General features: G+C 69.7%; 19 protein-coding genes and 3 tRNA genes. 16 read left to right on the plus strand and 6 right to left on the minus strand.

What is annotated here, in order from left to right; all coding sequences use genetic code 11:
- The first annotated feature begins 30 nt into the window (after positions 1-30).
- The 13 genes from gnd to AC1DYG_RS05175 all read left to right on the plus strand — a co-directional run bounded on the left by gnd (position 31) and on the right by AC1DYG_RS05175 (position 11,154).
- Entirely contained in the window at positions 31-1,122 is a 1,092-nt protein-coding gene (gene gnd / locus AC1DYG_RS05115; RefSeq protein WP_477638807.1) for a phosphogluconate dehydrogenase (NAD(+)-dependent, decarboxylating), read from the plus strand.
- Positions 1,123-1,151: 29 nt separating this feature from the next.
- Positions 1,152-2,354 (plus strand): DNA replication/repair protein RecF, encoded by a 1,203-nt coding sequence (gene recF / locus AC1DYG_RS05120; RefSeq protein WP_477638808.1) that lies wholly within the window; start codon positions 1,152-1,154, stop codon positions 2,352-2,354.
- A gap of 100 nt (positions 2,355-2,454) precedes the next feature.
- On the plus strand, positions 2,455-2,964 hold the full coding sequence (locus AC1DYG_RS05125; protein WP_477638809.1) for a DciA family protein: 510 nt from the start codon (positions 2,455-2,457) through the stop codon (positions 2,962-2,964).
- A gap of 57 nt (positions 2,965-3,021) precedes the next feature.
- Positions 3,022-3,468 carry an acyl-CoA thioesterase gene (locus tag AC1DYG_RS05130; protein ID WP_477638810.1) on the plus strand — a complete coding sequence of 149 codons (447 nt, stop codon included), beginning with the start codon at positions 3,022-3,024 and terminating at the stop codon, positions 3,466-3,468.
- Between the two features lie 521 nt (positions 3,469-3,989).
- On the plus strand, positions 3,990-5,999 hold the full coding sequence (gene gyrB / locus AC1DYG_RS05135) for a DNA topoisomerase (ATP-hydrolyzing) subunit B (RefSeq protein WP_477638871.1): 2,010 nt from the start codon (positions 3,990-3,992) through the stop codon (positions 5,997-5,999).
- Positions 6,000-6,120: 121 nt separating this feature from the next.
- Positions 6,121-8,832: a DNA gyrase subunit A gene (gene gyrA / locus AC1DYG_RS05140; RefSeq protein ID WP_477638811.1), complete on the plus strand. Its 2,712-nt coding sequence runs from the start codon at positions 6,121-6,123 to the stop codon at positions 8,830-8,832.
- Positions 8,829-9,350 carry a DUF3566 domain-containing protein gene (locus AC1DYG_RS05145; RefSeq protein WP_477638812.1) on the plus strand — a complete coding sequence of 174 codons (522 nt, stop codon included), beginning with the start codon at positions 8,829-8,831 and terminating at the stop codon, positions 9,348-9,350. The genes gyrA and AC1DYG_RS05145 overlap by 4 nt, the downstream gene beginning before the upstream one ends.
- A 198-nt stretch (positions 9,351-9,548) precedes the next feature.
- A tRNA-Ile gene (locus AC1DYG_RS05150) sits at positions 9,549-9,625 on the plus strand.
- Between the two features lie 43 nt (positions 9,626-9,668).
- Complete coding sequence (locus AC1DYG_RS05155) at positions 9,669-9,788, plus strand: DLW-39 family protein (RefSeq protein ID WP_477638813.1); 120 nt, start codon at positions 9,669-9,671, stop codon at positions 9,786-9,788.
- A gap of 63 nt (positions 9,789-9,851) precedes the next feature.
- Positions 9,852-9,924, plus strand: a tRNA-Ala gene (locus AC1DYG_RS05160).
- 223 nt (positions 9,925-10,147) lie between these two features.
- Positions 10,148-10,336, plus strand: coding sequence for a hypothetical protein (locus AC1DYG_RS05165; protein ID WP_477638814.1), 189 nt, complete (start codon positions 10,148-10,150; stop codon positions 10,334-10,336).
- A 118-nt stretch (positions 10,337-10,454) separates the two neighbouring features.
- Positions 10,455-10,856, plus strand: coding sequence for a hypothetical protein (locus AC1DYG_RS05170; RefSeq protein WP_477638815.1), 402 nt, complete (start codon positions 10,455-10,457; stop codon positions 10,854-10,856).
- 82 nt (positions 10,857-10,938) lie between these two features.
- Positions 10,939-11,154: a PF20097 family protein gene (locus AC1DYG_RS05175; RefSeq protein ID WP_477638816.1), complete on the plus strand. Its 216-nt coding sequence runs from the start codon at positions 10,939-10,941 to the stop codon at positions 11,152-11,154.
- A 15-nt stretch (positions 11,155-11,169) separates the two neighbouring features.
- Here the strand turns inward: AC1DYG_RS05175 and AC1DYG_RS05180 are convergent, their stop codons facing one another.
- On the minus strand, positions 11,170-11,730 hold the full coding sequence (locus tag AC1DYG_RS05180; protein WP_477638817.1) for a TetR/AcrR family transcriptional regulator: 561 nt from the start codon (positions 11,728-11,730) through the stop codon (positions 11,170-11,172).
- A gap of 80 nt (positions 11,731-11,810) precedes the next feature.
- Between AC1DYG_RS05180 and AC1DYG_RS05185 the strand changes: the two genes are divergently transcribed.
- Positions 11,811-12,242 (plus strand): hypothetical protein, encoded by a 432-nt coding sequence (locus tag AC1DYG_RS05185; protein ID WP_477638818.1) that lies wholly within the window; start codon positions 11,811-11,813, stop codon positions 12,240-12,242.
- 45 nt (positions 12,243-12,287) lie between these two features.
- Here AC1DYG_RS05185 and AC1DYG_RS05190 read toward each other — a convergent pair whose 3' ends face one another.
- The 5 genes from AC1DYG_RS05190 to selD form a co-directional block, all read right to left on the minus strand.
- Complete coding sequence (locus tag AC1DYG_RS05190; RefSeq protein WP_477638819.1) at positions 12,288-12,788, minus strand: hypothetical protein; 501 nt, start codon at positions 12,786-12,788, stop codon at positions 12,288-12,290.
- A gap of 18 nt (positions 12,789-12,806) precedes the next feature.
- Complete coding sequence (locus tag AC1DYG_RS05195; RefSeq protein ID WP_477638820.1) at positions 12,807-13,010, minus strand: YegP family protein; 204 nt, start codon at positions 13,008-13,010, stop codon at positions 12,807-12,809.
- A 113-nt stretch (positions 13,011-13,123) separates the two neighbouring features.
- A complete protein-coding gene (locus tag AC1DYG_RS05200) occupies positions 13,124-13,558 on the minus strand; it encodes an SRPBCC family protein (protein WP_477638821.1) in 435 nt (144 codons plus the stop codon).
- A 70-nt stretch (positions 13,559-13,628) separates the two neighbouring features.
- Positions 13,629-13,949 carry a hypothetical protein gene (locus tag AC1DYG_RS05205; RefSeq protein WP_477638822.1) on the minus strand — a complete coding sequence of 107 codons (321 nt, stop codon included), beginning with the start codon at positions 13,947-13,949 and terminating at the stop codon, positions 13,629-13,631.
- Positions 13,950-14,022: 73 nt separating this feature from the next.
- Positions 14,023-15,015: a selenide, water dikinase SelD gene (selD, locus tag AC1DYG_RS05210; RefSeq protein ID WP_477638872.1), complete on the minus strand. Its 993-nt coding sequence runs from the start codon at positions 15,013-15,015 to the stop codon at positions 14,023-14,025.
- Between the two features lie 48 nt (positions 15,016-15,063).
- Here selD and AC1DYG_RS05215 point away from each other — a divergent pair.
- A tRNA-Sec gene (locus tag AC1DYG_RS05215) sits at positions 15,064-15,159 on the plus strand.
- Positions 15,160-15,174: 15 nt separating this feature from the next.
- Positions 15,175-16,476 (plus strand): L-seryl-tRNA(Sec) selenium transferase, encoded by a 1,302-nt coding sequence (selA, locus tag AC1DYG_RS05220; protein WP_477638823.1) that lies wholly within the window; start codon positions 15,175-15,177, stop codon positions 16,474-16,476.
- Positions 16,477-16,486 lie beyond the last annotated feature (10 nt).

Genomic DNA, 16,486 nt, shown 5'->3' on the forward strand with positions numbered 1-16,486 from the left:
CGCACCACCCACACGAACGGGAGTCGTCACATGCAGCTCGGTCTGATCGGTCTCGGCAAAATGGGCGGCAACATGCGCGAGCGGATCCGCCGCGCTGGGCACGAGGTGGTCGGCTTCGATCGCAACCCCGCGGTGGCGGACGTCAAGACCCTGGCCGCCCTGGTCAAGGCACTCGACGCCCCGCGGACGGTGTGGGTGATGGTCCCGGCCGGTGCGCCGACGACCGACACGGTGGCCCAGCTGGCCAAGCTGCTCGACAAGGGCGACATGGTGATCGACGGCGGCAACAGCCGGTTCACCGATGACTTCGAGAACGAGAAGCTCCTGAAGGCCAAGGGCATCGGCTACCTCGACTGTGGGGTGAGCGGCGGCATCTGGGGCCTGGAGAACGGCTACGGCCTGATGGTCGGCGGTTCGGCGGCCAACGTCCGCAAGGCGATGCCGATCTTCGACGCGCTGCGGCCCGAGGGTCCGCGCGAGGAGGGCTTCGTCCACGCCGGCAAGGTCGGCGCCGGGCACTACACGAAGATGGTCCACAACGGCATCGAGTACGGACTGATGGCGGCCTACGCCGAGGGCTACGAGCTGCTCGAGGCCAAGGACATCGTCACCGACGTCCCGGGCGCCTTCAAGGCGTGGACCCGCGGCACGGTCGTCCGCTCCTGGTTGCTCGACCTGCTCGTCGACGCGCTGGAGAAGAACCCGCACCTCGAGGATGTCTCGGGCTACACCGTCGACTCGGGTGAGGGCCGGTGGACCGTCGAGGAGGCGATCGCCAACTCCGTCCCGATGCCGGTCATCTCGGCGTCGCTGTTCTCCCGGTTCGCCTCGCGCCAGCAGGAGTCCCCGACCATGCAGGCAGTGGCGGCTCTGCGCGGCGGGTTCGGTGGACACCAGGTCATGTCGGTCGCCGAGGGCGAGAAGCTCCGCGCCGACGGTGCTCCCAAGCACGAGGCGGCGGTGGCGGCCAAGGCCGCCACGAAGGAGAAGCCCACCAAGAGCCCCGCCAAGGCCGCCGCCAAGGGACGCAAGGCGGCTGCGGCCGGCCCGTCTTCCGGCACCGGCTCGACCCGGTCGGGGTCTGCATCGTCGGCGTCGGCGAGCAAGCGCGCAGCGCGATGAGCCTGCAGCGCGCCGAGTCCTAGCCGCCTGTGTACGTCCGGCACCTCACGGTTGCCGACTTCCGCAGTTACACCGCGGCCGACCTCCCACTCGAGCCCGGTGTCACCACGCTGGTCGGCCTCAACGGCCAGGGCAAGACCAACCTCGTCGAGGCCATCGGCTATCTCGCCACGCTGTCCAGCCACCGCGTGTCCACGGACCAGCCGCTCGTGCGGTTCGGTGCCGAGCAGGCGGTGATCCGCGGCGCCGTGATGCGGGGCGGCCGCGAGACGATGCTCGAGCTGGAGCTCAACCCGGGCCGGGCCAACCGGGCCAGACTCGGCCGCTCCCCCGTGTCGCGGCCACGGGAGGTGCTGGGCACGCTGCGCACGGTGCTCTTCGCGCCCGAGGACCTCGCGCTCGTCAAGGGCGATCCCTCGGAGCGCCGCCGCTTCCTCGACGACCTGCTGGTCGCCCGCCAGCCCCGCTGGGCGGGGGTGCGCAGCGACTGCGACAAGATCCTCAAGCAACGCAACGCGTTGCTCAAGTCTGCGCAACCGTTGCTGCGCAAGGGATCTCGGCGCAGACCGCCCCCGCGGCCGGTCGACGAGCCGGTCGACGACGCCCGCGCCACCGCCCTGCACACTCTCGACATCTGGAACGACCACCTCGCCACCGTGGGATCGCAGCTGCTCTATGCCCGGCTGCGGCTGCTGCGCGACCTGGGTCCCTATCTGGCCAAGGCCTACGACGAGGTGAGCGCCGGGCAGTCCGACGCGCGCGTCTCCTACAAGAGCTCCCTGCGCGAGGCAGCCGCCGCGTCTCTGGCTGCCGGCGAGGTCCCCGAGATCGACGCGCTGCGCGCGGAGCTGCTGGCCACCTTCGAGGAGGTGCGCGACAAGGAGGTCGAGCGCGGCATCTCGCTCGCCGGCCCGCATCGGGACGACCTCGTGCTGTCGCTGGGCGAGCTGCCGGCCAAGGGGTATGCCAGCCACGGCGAGAGCTGGTCGTTCGCGCTGGGACTCAAGCTGGCGGCATACCAGCTGCTGCGGCACGACCTCGGTGAGGACCCCGTCCTCATCCTCGACGACGTGTTCGCCGAGCTCGACACGGGCCGTCGCGAGCGGCTCGCGGCCATGGTCGCCGACTGCGAGCAGGTGCTCATCACCGCCGCGGTCGATGCCGACGTGCCCAAGAGCCTGGTGGGACAGACCTTTGCGGTGAGCCTCGGGGAGGTGACCAGGCGTGAGTGACGAGACCTTGCCGGGGCCGGGACCTGGGCCGGGGTCTGGGCAGGGACCCGAGGCGGGACCTGAACCTGACGTCGAGCCGGGCAGCGAACCGGCGCCCGGCGTGGAACCGGACCCCTCCGCGCTGGTCGACGACGCTGCCGAGGCCGCCCTGTTGCGCGCCCGGGCGGCCGCCCGCGAGAAGGGCCTGCGACCGGGCCTCAAGCCCATGCGGCGCAGGCAGATCGGCGTGCAGTCGTCAGGATCGAAACCCGACCGGCGCGATCCGCTGCTGCTCGGCGACCAGATGGACCGGTTGATGGCGGACCGCGGGTGGAAGGTCGACGTGGCGGTCGGGTCGGTGATGGGCCGGTGGCCGGACATCGTCGGTCACGAGGTCGCCCAGCACTGCACGCCGGTGACCTTCGAGTTCGGGATCCTCACCGTTCGGGCCGACTCGACCGCCTGGACCACGCAGCTCAAGCTCCTGGAGTCCTCGATCATGTCCCGGCTCGACGGGGAGGTCGGCAAGGGCACGGTGACCGCGCTGAAGATCGTCGGCCCCAGCGCACCGTCGTGGTCCAAGGGATTTCGTCGCTCCACGGGCCCGGGCCCGCGCGACACCTACGGCTGAGCTGGCCGCTGCGGGCCGCCACGGCCCCTGGAGCCGGCGCATCCCTAGGATCGACGGATGACGGCCGATGCTGACCGAACGCTCACCCGCGCGCACTTCGACCACGTGGTGCGGGTCACGACCCGCTGGTCGGACAACGACATGTACGGCCACCTCAACAACGCCGTCTACTACGAGCTGTTCGACTCGGCGATCAACGGCTGGCTGATCACCGGCGCCGGGGCCGACGTGATGGCGCTGCCCGAGCTCGGGGTCGTCGCCGAGTCCGGCTGCCGCTTCTTCCGTGAGCTCGAGTACCCGCACCCCCTCGACGTCGCCGTCCGGGTGGAGCGGCTGGGACGCAGCAGCATCACCTACAGCCTCGGGCTGTTCGACGCCCAGTCATCCGAGCTCGCTGCGCTCGGCCACTGGGTGCACGTCTACATCGACAGGGAATCGCGGGCCAGCGTCCCGATCCCGCCGGTCGTGCGGGTCCAGCTCGAGGAAGCCGTCGCCGCCCGCTGAAGTGGCCACTCGACTCTGGCTTTACCCAGGTTCGACGACTGGCTCGACGACTGGCTCGACGACTGGCCGACGACTGGCTCGACGACGGGCCGACGACTGGCCCGAACGGCGGCCAGAAACGCCAGAATCGGGCGCTCTGGGGGCGGTCCGCGTATCCCCACCCGTGAGATGGCACTTTTTTGTCCCAAATCCGCGTTCCCGGGCCTCCTGACGTGAGTTCTGACAGTCCCGACAGGTAGACTCTGAGGTGAATTCGCGACCAGCTGGGTTCCAGTCTGGTCGCGTGCCATGAGCGGGTTCAGCGAGCACACGGGGACATCCCGAGTTTGCTGTGCCACCGGAGAAGGAGCACCGTGTCCGAGGCTGACCACACGCCAGACCAGAACGCCCCCGCAGACAGCGTCACACCCGACACCCCCGCAGCCAGCGCCGCACCCAGCACCCCGGCAGACAGCGTCACCCCGACAGCCGCCCCCACCACCGAGAACCTCACGGCCGCCCAGGCCGAGGCTGCTCGCGAGGTGGTCGAGGCCGACCTCGCCGGTGCTGCCCCCGGGTCGGAGTACGACGCCAGCCAGATCACGGTCCTCGAGGGTCTCGAGGCGGTCCGCAAGCGCCCGGGCATGTACATCGGGTCCACCGGCGAGCGCGGCCTGCACCACCTGGTCTGGGAGATCGTCGACAACTCCGTCGACGAGGCGCTGGCCGGCTTCGCCGACACCATCGACGTCACGCTCCTGGCCGACGGCGGGGTGCGCGTCGCCGACAACGGCCGCGGCATCCCCACCGACATCCACCCGGCCGAGGGCAAGTCCGCGGTCGAGCTCGTGCTGACCCAGCTGCACGCGGGTGGCAAGTTCGGCGGCGGCGGCTACAAGGTGTCCGGTGGCCTGCACGGCGTCGGTTCGTCCGTGGTCAACGCCCTCTCGACCCGGCTCGACGTCGAGGTCTTCCAGAAGGGCCACGTCTTCCGGGTCACCTTCGACCACGGTGAGGCTGTCGCGCCCCTGGAGAAGATGGAGGCGTCCGACCGCACCGGCACCACGATCACCTACTGGGCCGACGGTGGCATCTTCGAGACGACCACCTACGACTTCGAGACGATCCGCGCCCGGATGCAGCAGATGGCGTTCCTCAACAAGGGGCTGCGGATCAACCTCACCGACGAGCGCGAGCCCGAGCGTGCCGCCGACGACACCGACACGGTCGACGTCAGCGAGAAGAAGCAGCGCAAGGTCTCCTACAAGTACGACAACGGGCTCGTCGACTACGTCACCCACCTGGTCACCTCGAAGAAGTCCGAGCCGGTGCACGCCGAGATCATCTCGATCGAGTCCGAGGACACCGAGCGCCAACTGTCGCTCGAGCTGGCGATGCAGTGGACCACCTCCTACTCCGAGTCGGTGCACACCTACGCCAACACGATCAACACCCACGAGGGCGGCACCCACGAGGAGGGCTTCCGCGCAGCGATGACCAAGCTCATCAACGACTTCGCGCGCAAGCAGAACCTCCTCAAGGAGAAGGACGACAACCTCACCGGCGACGACATCCGCGAGGGCCTGACCGCCGTCGTGTCGGTCAAGCTCGGCGAGCCGCAGTTCGAGGGCCAGACCAAGACCAAGCTCGGCAACTCCGAGGTCAAGGGCTTCGTCCAGCGCGCGATGACCGACGAGTTCGGCCACTGGCTCGAGGCCCATCCGGTCGAGGGCAAGGACATCGTCCGCAAGTCCGTCCAGGCTGCCGCCGCCCGCATGGCCGCCCGCAAGGCGCGCGAGGCGACGCGGCGCAAGGGCCTGCTCGAGTCCGGCGGCCTTCCCGGCAAGCTGCGTGACTGCCAGAGCAAGGATCCGGCGATCTCCGAGGTCTTCATCGTCGAGGGTGACTCGGCCGGCGGCTCGGCGGTGCGTGGTCGCAACCCGCACAACCAGGCGATCCTGCCGATCCGCGGCAAGATCCTCAACGTCGAGAAGGCCCGCATCGACAAGGTGCTCGCCAACAACGAGGTGCAGGCGCTGATCTCGGCGTTCGGCACCGGCATCGGCGAGGACTTCGACAAGACCAAGGCGCGCTACCACAAGATCGTGCTGATGGCCGATGCCGACGTCGACGGCCTGCACATCCGCACCCTCCTGCTGACGCTGCTCTTCCGGTTCATGCGCCCGCTGATCGAGGAGGGCTACGTCTACCTCGCCCAGCCCCCGCTCTACCGCCTCAAGTGGAGCAACCACCCCCACGAGTTCGCCTACTCCGACCGTGAGCGCGACGCCATGGTCAAGGTCGGGCTCGGCCAGGGTTGGCGACTGCCCAAGGACGCGGGCATCCAGCGCTACAAGGGTCTGGGTGAGATGGACTACCAGGAGCTGTGGGAGACCACGATGGACCCCGACCACCGGGTGCTCCTCCAGGTCACCCTCGACGACGCCGCAGCTGCCGACGAGATCTTCGCGATCCTGATGGGTGAGGACGTCGAGTCCCGGCGTGGCTTCATCCAGCGCAACGCCCGCGACGTCCGGTTCTTGGACATCTGACCCGGTATGCCGCGTGGTCAGGTTCCACGTGAAACCAGCCGCGCGGCATACCCACTGCTGGTGATTGGCACGGCTGGTGAACTGCACGGCTGTTGAACTGCATTGACGGACAAGGGAATTCATGACTGAGATACCGCCGATCGAGTACGACCGCACCGAAGCGGTCGACCTCAACACCGAGATGCAGCGCAGCTACATCGACTACGCGATGACGGTGATCGTGAGCCGGGCGCTGCCCGACGTGCGCGACGGCCTCAAGCCGGTGCACCGCCGCGTCGTCTACGCGATGTTCGACGGTGGCTACCGCCCCGACCGCGGCTACAACAAGTGCAGCCGCGTCGTCGGTGAGGTGATGGGTCAGTACCACCCGCACGGTGACTCCTCGATCTACGACGCCCTCGTCCGCCTCGTGCAGGACTGGTCGCTGCGCTACCCGCTGGTCGACGGCCAGGGCAACTTCGGCAGCCCGGGCGACGACCCGGCTGCCGCGCCGCGATACACCGAGTGCCGGATGGCGCCGCTGGCCATGGAGATGGTGCGTGACATCGACCAGGACACGGTCGACTTCCGCGACAACTACGACGGCAAGACCCAGGAACCCGTCGTCCTGCCGAGCCGGTTCCCCAACCTGCTCGTCAACGGCAGCTCCGGTATTGCCGTGGGCATGGCCACCAACATCCCGCCGCACAACCTGCGTGAGGTGGCCGACGCCGCCCAGTGGCTGCTCGCCCACCCGGACGCCACCCGCGACGAGACGTTCGACGCCGTGTTCGCCCGGATCACCGGCCCGGACTTCCCGACCGGCGCGCTGATCCTGGGACGCAAGGGCATCGAGGACGCCTACCGCACCGGCCGTGGCTCGGTCATCATGCGCGCGGTCGTCGAGGTCGAGGAGATCCAGGGTCGGCAGTGCCTCGTGGTCACCGAGCTGCCCTACCAGGTCAACCCCGACACCCTGGCCCAGAAGATCGCCGAGCTCATCAAGGACGGCCGCCTCTCGGGCATCGCCGACATCCGCGACGAGACCTCGGGTCGCACCGGCCAGCGCCTGGTCATCGTGCTCAAGCGCGACGCCGTGGCCAAGGTCGTGCTCAACAACCTCTACAAGCACACCCAGCTGCAGAACAACTTCGGCGCCAACATGCTCGCCCTGGTCGACGGGGTGCCGCGCACGCTGCCGATCGACGCCTTCATCCGGCACTGGGTCGAGCACCAGATCGAGGTCATCCAGCGGCGGACGGCGTTCCGGCTGCGCAAGGCCGAGGCCCAGATCCACGTGCTGCGTGGTCTGCTCAAGGCGCTCGATGCCCTCGACGAGGTCATCGCCCTCATCCGGCGCTCGCCCACCGTCGAGTCGGCCCGCGACGGCCTGATCGAGCTGCTCGGCATCGACGAGCTGCAGGCCCGCGCCATCCTCGAGATGCAGCTGCGCCGGCTGGCCGCCCTCGAGCGCCAGAAGATCATCGACGAGCACAACGAGCTCGAGGCGATGATCCTGGACTTCGAGGACATCCTCGCCAAGCCGGAGCGGCAGCGGTCCATCGTGTCCACCGAGCTGGGCGACATCGTCGACAAGTTCGGTGACGACCGGCGCACCCGGATCGAGTTCTTCGACGGCGACATGTCGATGGAGGACCTCATCCCCGAGGAGGACGTGGTCGTCACCATCACCCGTGGTGGCTACGCCAAGCGCACCCGGGTCGACGCCTACCGTTCGCAGGGCCGGGGCGGCAAGGGCGTCCGCGGGGCCGCGCTGCGCGGCGACGACATGGTCGACCACTTCTTCACCACGACATCGCACCACTGGCTGCTCTTCTTCACCAACCTCGGCCGGGTCTACCGCGCCAAGGCCTATGAGCTGCCCGACTCCGGGCGCGACGCGAAGGGCCAGCACGTCGCCAACCTGCTCGCGTTCCAGCCCGACGAGAAGATCGCCCAGGTCCTCGACGTGCGGGACTATGCCCAGCAGCCCTACCTCGTGCTCGCCACCAAGAACGGCCTGGTCAAGAAGACCCGCCTCGGCGACTACGACTCCCCGCGGTCGGGCGGACTGATCGCCGTCAACCTCAAGGAGGGCGACGAGCTCGTGGCCGCGGACCTCGCGTCCCCGACCGACGACCTGCTGCTGGTCTCGCGCAAGGCGCAGTCGGTCCGCTTCCACGCGACCGACGCCCAGCTGCGGCCGATGGGTCGCGCGACGAGCGGGGTGACCGGCATGCGGTTCCGTGGCGACGACTCGCTGCTGTCGCTGAGCGTCATCCACGAGGGCGAAGACCCCGACGTGTTCGTGGTCTTCGAGAACGGCATGGCCAAGCGCTCGCCGGCCTCCGACTGGAACGCCAAGGGCCGTGGTGGGCTCGGTGTCGCCGTCGCCAAGATCACCGAGCGCAACGGCGACCTCGTCGGGGCCCTCACGGTGAGCGAGGACGACGAGGTCCTGGTCATCATGGGCAAGGGCAACATCGTCCGTATGCCGGTCAGCCCGGTCACGCGGCGCGGCCGCAACACCCAGGGCATGAAGTTCGCCAACCCCGGCACCGGGGACTCGGTCGTCGCGCTGGCCAGGAACCCTGAGCGGGCCGTGGACGAGGGCGAGGTGGCCGACCTGGAGGCAGGCGAAGCCGTCGACCTGGAGACCGGCGAAGCGGCCGTCGCGGTTGACGGGGGTGACGCAGGTGACGTGCGTGACGCAGTTGATGCGTCCGACGCGACCACTGAAGACGCCTCGGCAGCCGCTGATGCCGTACCGTCGTCTGGAAACGAGCAGGTTGCCGGTGGTGCCGAGCAGGCGTCCGACGCACCTGAGAGCGACGCCAGTGGAGGTAGCGAGTGAGCACGGCAGGCCAGACCAGCAGGTCGGCCCTCCCCCAGGGAGGTTCCGCCCCCAGTGTGAGCCAGGGCCAGGCGGGCTCGACCCCGGGAGCCTCACGTCCGGCCGGTGCGCCGGGTCGTCCGACGGGCCCTCAGTCCGCCGCCGCGGCCGCCCGAGCCCGTCGCGTCAAGCTCACCGTCTCGCGCGTCGACCCCTGGTCGGCGATGAAGATGTCGTTCCTCATCTCGGTCGCCCTGGGCATCGCCGGCGTCGTGATGGTGGCGGTGCTGTGGATGATCCTGTCGGGCATGGGCGTCTTCAGCGAGGTCAACCGCCTGGTCGGCACGATCATCAGCGACTCGGAGAACCCGTTCGACATCATGGACTTCCTCGGCTTCGGCCGGGTGCTGTCCCTGTCGATCGTCATCGGGGTCATCGACGTCATCCTGCTGACCGCCCTGTCGACGCTCGGCGCCTTCCTCTACAACATCTGCTCGGCCCTGGTCGGCGGCCTCCAGCTCACCCTGACCGACGACTGACCCGACCCCTGCTTTTCGCAAAACGGCCGTTGCGACGCAACCCGGGAGTTACAACCCCCGTGTTGCCTCGCAACGGCCGTTTTGCGTGACGATCGGCGCCCGGGACGGCCTGCCGGAACCGTTTTGGTTGTGCGGATGCCGGTGCTGTAACCTCGTGCCTCGCGCCACCTCCTGTGGCGCAGCGGAGATTGGGCTCACGGGCCTATAGCTCAGACGGTTAGAGCGCTTCCCTGATAAGGAAGAGGCCACAGGTTCAAGTCCTGTTAGGCCCACCAATCCCGATCCCCGCGGTTGCTCAGCGAGGGAAGGCGACGGCCCATGAAGAAGCTCCTGCTCCTCATCGTGACGGCCATCGGCGCCACGGCAATCCAGCGGAAGCTCAAGGCCCAACAGGCCGAGAAGGACCTCTGGGCCGAGGCGACGGACTCCCCGAACTAGGCATCAACACCGGGCAACCAACCCAGGTGACCGGGCCGGCCTCGTGCCGGACCGCGATCCGACGGGGCCATGGCGCAATTGGTAGCGCACCTGCTTTGCAAGCAGGGGGTTAGGGGTTCGAGTCCCCTTGGCTCCACCGCGAATTCGCTCGACAACGCAAGACCAAGGCCCCGCCGGTATGCCGCGCGGGGCCTTCGCCGTTCGGCCGCCGGCCCGGCCTGCCCCGCTCGCGGAGAAGCTTCGACGAAGAGGTACTCCTCACCCCGGAGTCGGGCATCGTCTCCAAGCCCCGCCCGGACTTCTACTTCAAGCTGGCCGATGGTCAGGGAATCATTGCCGAGGTGGAGCGGGGAGGCACCGTGAACAACAACCACGACGTCCAGCACCTCTTCCTCGTCGTGCCCAATTCGAACTGGCGCGAGAACGGAGCCGCCCGCGAACGACCGTTCCTGCGAGTGACCCACCGAATCGGCGCCTTCTTCGGCGATCCGCGTCGCGAGATCGATGTCCTGACCTGCCACGTGTTCGGGTACGGCAGGGTGGACTAGTTTCCAGCTCGCTGAGCGCCCCATTCCGACTCTGCGGGCAACCCCTCCGGGTGCCATTGCGGGGGGCGCACACTTCGTCGCGGACGGAGGCGCCTCTCAAGGGACGTACAGTTAGCACATGAGCGATGACTGCCGACATGGAATGAACCCTGCATGGTGCTCTTCCTGCCTCGGTGATGACGATCGCGCATTCCCCGGCCTGAACGGCAGCGGCACCCGAGGTGGGGTCTCCGAGCAGGAGCAGGTCGACCGCCTCTGCCGGCAGCTCGGCCTCCCCTCGCAGCCCGTCGGCGAGGGAGTCCAGCTGCCCCTGGACGTCTTCGAAACAGCCGCCGCTCGTTGTGGCGTCAAGGTCGGGACCGTTCCGGCGATGGGCCGCGCCCTCGCCAAGCAGGCGGGACTCCCGTGGGGTGCTGCCTGCCACAACCGCGCAACCGCCACCAGCGGCGGCCCGACGGTCACCCGCGAGGGTCTCGACGTCATCAACCGCGCCGTCACCCAGATCCTCGCCCACGCCTAGCGGGCGCTACCTGCGCTGTGACGGTGACGGTCAACGACCGAGGGTCGCACCCTGGGTGCTCGCGTGGTGCAGGATCTGAATCGTGACCCGCACTTCATCTGACTGCCCGACCTGCTCGACGCCAGGCATGAGCGAAGGCGTTGTCGTGGGGCGCTCGCCCGGCGTGAAGTTCAAGCAGGCGCGCGGACTGGCCGGTGACCTGACCGGCATCCTGCTGACACGGGGCTTCTTCAACCACAGCGCCCCCGCGTTCCGCTGCGAACAGTGCGGAACGGTGGTCATCCCCCGGGCGAGCTGAGGCACCCTGAAGCACTCAGCGCATCCGGCGCTCGGCGTCTTCGCGGAGCTGGGTCGCGACCTGGTCGAACGGCTCCAGGCTGCGTCGCGCCCGAGCCAGCACGACCGCCCCTTCCGACGCGGCCATCACCATCGTTGCGAAGGACGCCGCGTCATCGCGCGCGAGTCCCCCGTGCTCCAACAGCTTGGCCAACCGCGCGCCCCACGAGCGGAACACGTCCGCCGCCGCGTCGAGCAGCTCGTCGGACCCGCTCGAGACCGTGACGGCCAGCACCGAACAGCCAGCCCCGAAGTTCGAGCGCTCGAGCACGGTGCGCCACAGCACCATGAACCCGTCCACGACCTCCGGCGCAGGCAACCCGTCCAGGCTGTCGAGCACCGCGACCGCCCTCGCCCCGGCCAGCTCCACCGCCGCAGCGATGAGCTGGTCCTTCCCGTCCGGGAAGTGGTGGTAGATCGAACCGCGCGGCGCCTGCGACACCTCCAACACCGACGAGAACGACGTCGCCTGGTAGCCCCCCTTGGCCAGCAGCACGATCGCGCTGTCCACCATCCGCTGGCGCGCCGAACTCCCCACGTGGCCTCCTCGTCCTTGACTATGGCGATCATCATAGTGGACTATGACAACCGTCCTACTTTTTGAATCAGGAGTCCACCATGCCCATGATCGATGTGTATGCCGCCCCCGGCACCTTCGCCGACAAGCACCAGCTCGCCGTCGACCTCGCCAGCGCGGTGAAGGAGGTCGAGCAGGTGCCGGACATCCCGATGTTCCGCAAGAACACCGCGGCCTTCGTGCACGACCTGCCGGCCGACTCAATCGCGAACGTCGACGGCGACTCCAGCTATGTCCGGGTGCAGGTGCTCACCAATGCCGGAGCCCTCGACCGCGACAAGCAGCTAGCCGTCGTCGAGCGGCTCACGGCCATCGTCGTCGCCGCAGCCGGGGACGAAGCCCTCGCGCGCCGGACCTGGGTGATGCTGACCGAGGCCGTCGAGGGTGGCTGGGGCCTCTGGGGTCACGCCCACACGAACGCCGAGCTGGTCACCGCCGCCCGCACCCAGATCGCCGAGCTGACCCAGGGCTGACCCCGCAACCTGAGCCCCCCGGAGGGCGCCCAGGTTGCGGCCGGGTCAGGGCGCCAGGAGCACCAGGGGGACGCGGCAGTTCAGGCCGACGTTGTTGAGCCGCTCGACGAGTCCCCTGCCCCCGATCGTCGGCAGCGCCATCGGCGTGGGCTTCCCGGCAGCCAGCGAGCGCGCATAGGCATCGCGCGCCGACACCAGCCGCTGCCAGTCCTCGAGCCACTCGGCGGCAGGCTGGTCGGCCTCGAGCCGCGCCCGTCCGATCCCGTTCATCGTGGTGACGAGGTCGACGACGGCGTCGTTCTGCGCGTTGATGGCGCCGACGCGCTGGGGGATCGGCGCGGTCGTCGCCACCGCGGTTGCGGACGCCGTGTCGCGCATCCGCGCGCACGCGCTGGCCGCGACCCGTGCGATGGCGCCGTTCTCGATCAGGGTGGGGTCGTCGGTGTTGGCGAACGTCCACAACCGCGACAGCGCGACGAAGACCACCACCCCCGCCACCACCACGGCGACGCGGGCCGTCCACGCCCTCCACTGCTCGCCGCTCACCGGGCCATCCTCGCGGCATCAGTGCCGTGCGCAACTCCGGCGAACGCAGGAGCGCACCGTGCGCGCACACGACCTGGCCCCGCGCGGCATACCGAAATCGGCGCGCGCAGCCGCCTTCGTCTCGTAGGCCTCGCCCACGGCGACCACCTGGCCGTTGCCGGCCTTGAGCCGGAAGCGGTACTTGCCAGCCTTGTCTTGGTAGAGCTCGAACTTCCCCGCCATCAGTGCACCTCCGTGAGTGGTCCAACACCAGCGAACAATTGCAGCCTAGAGCGGCAGGTATGCCGTGTGCACCCTTTGCGGCGAAGCGCCAAGAGCCCTGCAGTGCGCAACCCTCAGGAGGCCTCGGCCATCGCCTTGAGCTTGGTCATCGCGTCCATCGTCTGCTTGGGCAGGCTCCGCTTGATCATCGGCGTGAAGAGCTTGCCAATTCCCTTGGTGGCGATGTCGATCGAGTGGGTCAGCGTGGAGCCCACACCGTCGGACGCCGCGACGAAGTCGACCGTCACGTCCATCATCTTGTCGGTGAACTTCATCGCGAAGTGACGGTCTGGCTCGCGCGCGATGATCTGCCCGTCCATCGTGCCGCTGCGACGACCGTCGTTGTAGTGGTACTTCAGCCGGGTGCCGACGTCGTTGCCGCCCTCGTCGAGCTTGTCGATCCCGGTGCAGCGGGACAGCCACTGCGGGGTCTTGGTGAAGTCGTCGACGATCGCGAAGATGGCTGACGGCGGGGCGCTGACGGACAGCGTGTGGTCGAACTGCGGCATGGTGGCCTCCGGGGGAAGGTGAAGTGGGCACACGCTACTGCCTGCGAGTCGCGCCCGAGGAGTGCCTGCCTCAGTTGTCCGGGTATGCCGGCAACTCGGCCTCCGCGCGCAGGCTCGGCGGGGTGGGGAGCGGGCGCCGGGGTTCGCGGACCCCGGCCGTCCCGGACTCCGGACCGTCCGGTGAGAACGCCCCCACGAGTCGGCGCCCACGGACCCGGCGGTGGCGGTACACGGCATACAGGTCGGCGTGGAGGTGGTCGCGCTCGATGACGCGGCGCAGCGTCGGAGCGCCGAGCATGACGGCCTCGCCCGGGCTGTCCGCCGTGACGAACACCGGACGGCCGTGCGGCTGACCGGCCCGGTTGTGCGCGATGAGCTCGTACCTCGCCATGACCCCAGCGTGCGCCGAACCGCACTCACTCACAAGGTTTTCGGCGAATCGTGTTCGGCGAATCGGTCCGCGTTCAGCGGATCTCGATCCGGTGGGGCCCCGCCACGGTGTGCCCGATGACCGGCGCCCCTGGCACCTCGCCGACGACGAGCAGGCCCCCGCTGGTCTGCGCGTCCGCCAACATGAGCAGCACTTCCTCGGAGGCTCCGCCGTCGAGGTGCGGGCGCACCCACTCGAGGTTGCGCCGGGTGCCCCCGCTGACGAAGCCGGCGCGCAGGGCCTCCCACGCGCCATCGAGCACCGGCACGGTCGCCCCGTCGAGCACAGCCCCGACCCCTGAGGCTCGGAGCAGCTTGAACAGGTGACCCAGCAACCCGAACCCGGTGACATCGGTCGCCGCCTCCACCCCTGCCGCCAGGGCCGCCGCGCTCGCGACGTCGTTGAGCTCGACCATCGAGGCGATGGCCTGAGGGAAGACCTCGCCGGTGGCCTTGTGACGGTTGTTGAGGACGCCCACGCCGATCGGTTTGGTGAGGGAGATCGGCAGCCCGGGACGCGCAGAGTCGTTGCGCAGCAACCGATCCGGGTCGGCGATTCCGGTGACGGCCATGCCGTACTTGGGCTCGGGGTCGTCGATGCTGTGCCCTCCGGCCACCGGGCAGCCCGCCTGCCCGGCCACGTCGAGGCCACCGCGCAGCACCTCACGGAGCAGCTCGAGCGGCAGCACCGACCGCGGCCAGCCGACCAGGTTGATCGCGAGCACCGGACGGCCACCCATGGCGTAGACGTCCGAGAGGGCATTGGCCGCCACGATTCGCCCGAAGTCGTAGGCGTCGTCGACCACGGGTGTGAAGAAGTCGGCGGTGCTGATCACGGCCGTGCCGTCGCAGACCCGGATGACGGCGCCGTCGTCCCCGTCGTCGAGACCGACGAGCAGCTCGGGCGCGGCCTGCCCCCCGAGCCCGCGCACGATCTCCTCGAGCTCGCCCGGCGGGATCTTGCAGGCGCAGCCGCCGCCCGCGGCATACTGCGTCAGCCGCACGGGCTCTCGCGGGGCGGCGAGCATCGGGGTCACGCTCGGATCGGTCACGGTTCCTACGCTAGCCTCGCCAGCGGAGGCGTACAGGCGCCTGGTGGCCCTCCCGGTCTTCAAAACCGGTGCAGCCGAGCACCTCGGCTGGGCGGGTTCGATTCCCGTCCGCCTCCGCCACCGACAGGAGGTCGTATGCCGCAGCCGCACCCGACGGACGCCCGTCGCCTCGTGCCGCGCACGGACAGCGTCCTCGCGGAACCGGCTGTGGCGCAGGCGATTTCGCGGTTCGGGCGGGACACCGTGCGGGCCGCTGTCCAGGCCGCCCAGGACGAAGCGAGGGCCGGGGGCATCGCGCCCGACCAGGTGGCTGCGGCGGCGCTCGCGGCTCTGCCCACCCTGTCCACGACGCTGCGCCCCGTCCTCAACGCGACCGGCGTCGTCATCCACACCAACCTGGGTCGGGCACCGCTGTCGGAGGCCGCCGTCGAGGCGATGACCGCGGCCGCCGGCACCGTCGACGTCGAGCTCGACCTGGCGACCGGTCGGCGCTCGACCAGGGGCCGCGGCACGATCGCGGCGATCCTCGAGGTGTTGCCCGAGGCCGAGGCAGCCCTCGTGGTCAACAACGGGGCGGCGGCCCTGGTCCTGGCCACCACGGCCCTGGCTGCCGGACGCGAGGTCGTCGTGAGCCGTGGTGAGATGGTCGAGATCGGCGACGGCTTCCGGCTGCCGGACCTCATTGCCAGTGCCGGCGCCCGACTGCGCGAGGTGGGCACGACCAACCGCACGACCCTGGCCGACTACGAGGCCGCGATCGGCCCGGACACCGGCTGCATCCTCAAGGTGCACCCCAGCAACTTCCGCGTCGAGGGGTTCACCTCAGCCGTCCCGGTGGCCGCCCTCGCCGCGCTGGGGCCGCCGGTGGTGCACGACATCGGCAGCGGGCTGCTCCGACCGCACCGCCTGCTGCCCGACCAGCCCGACGCGGCGCGCTCCCTGGCCGACGGTGCAGCGGTCGTGACCTGCAGCGGTGACAAGCTGCTCGGGGGCCCGCAGGCCGGGCTGGTGCTCGGCCAGGTCGACACCGTGACGCGGCTGCGCCGCCACCCCCTGGCCCGGGCGGTCCGCGCCGACAAGACGACCCTGGCCGCGCTCGAAGCCACCCTCCGCGGTCCACGCCCCCCGGTGTGGGAGGCCCTCGAGGCGGACCCCGAGCGGCTCCGGGCCCGCTGCGACGCCCTCGTCGCGGCGTTGCCCCCCGGGCTGGCCACCACGGTCCCCGCCGACGGCGTCGTCGGTGGCGGTGGCGCCCCGGGCCACACCCTGCCCGGGTGGGCCGTTGCCCTCCCCGAGGCGTATGCCGCGGCCTTGCGTCTCCAGGCCCGGCCCGTCCTGGCGCGGGTCGAGCGGGGTCACTGCCTGGTCGACCTGCGTTGCATCCCCGAGTCCGCCGATCCGTCGGTGGCCCAGGCGATCCGCGACGTCGTCGGTTAACGGGTGTGCC

Source organism: Pedococcus sp. P1_H8, assembly GCF_056405175.1.

What these genes read in the sequence shown, in the direction of transcription:
- AC1DYG_RS05130 (WP_477638810.1), top strand. Translation starts at nt 3,022, where the DNA reads ATGACGGCCGATGCTGACCGAACGCTCACCCGCGCGCACTTCGACCAC.
- AC1DYG_RS05155 (WP_477638813.1), top strand. Translation starts at nt 9,669, where the DNA reads ATGAAGAAGCTCCTGCTCCTCATCGTGACGGCCATCGGCGCCACGGCA.
- gnd (WP_477638807.1), top strand. Translation starts at nt 31, where the DNA reads ATGCAGCTCGGTCTGATCGGTCTCGGCAAAATGGGCGGCAACATGCGC.
- AC1DYG_RS05170 (WP_477638815.1), top strand. Translation starts at nt 10,455, where the DNA reads ATGAGCGATGACTGCCGACATGGAATGAACCCTGCATGGTGCTCTTCC.
- gyrA (WP_477638811.1), top strand. Translation starts at nt 6,121, where the DNA reads ATGACTGAGATACCGCCGATCGAGTACGACCGCACCGAAGCGGTCGAC.
- AC1DYG_RS05185 (WP_477638818.1), top strand. Translation starts at nt 11,811, where the DNA reads ATGCCCATGATCGATGTGTATGCCGCCCCCGGCACCTTCGCCGACAAG.
- AC1DYG_RS05195 (WP_477638820.1), bottom strand. Translation starts at nt 13,010, where the DNA reads ATGGCGGGGAAGTTCGAGCTCTACCAAGACAAGGCTGGCAAGTACCGC.
- selD (WP_477638872.1), bottom strand. Translation starts at nt 15,015, where the DNA reads ATGCTCGCCGCCCCGCGAGAGCCCGTGCGGCTGACGCAGTATGCCGCG.
- selA (WP_477638823.1), top strand. Translation starts at nt 15,175, where the DNA reads ATGCCGCAGCCGCACCCGACGGACGCCCGTCGCCTCGTGCCGCGCACG.
- AC1DYG_RS05200 (WP_477638821.1), bottom strand. Translation starts at nt 13,558, where the DNA reads ATGCCGCAGTTCGACCACACGCTGTCCGTCAGCGCCCCGCCGTCAGCC.
- AC1DYG_RS05205 (WP_477638822.1), bottom strand. Translation starts at nt 13,949, where the DNA reads ATGGCGAGGTACGAGCTCATCGCGCACAACCGGGCCGGTCAGCCGCAC.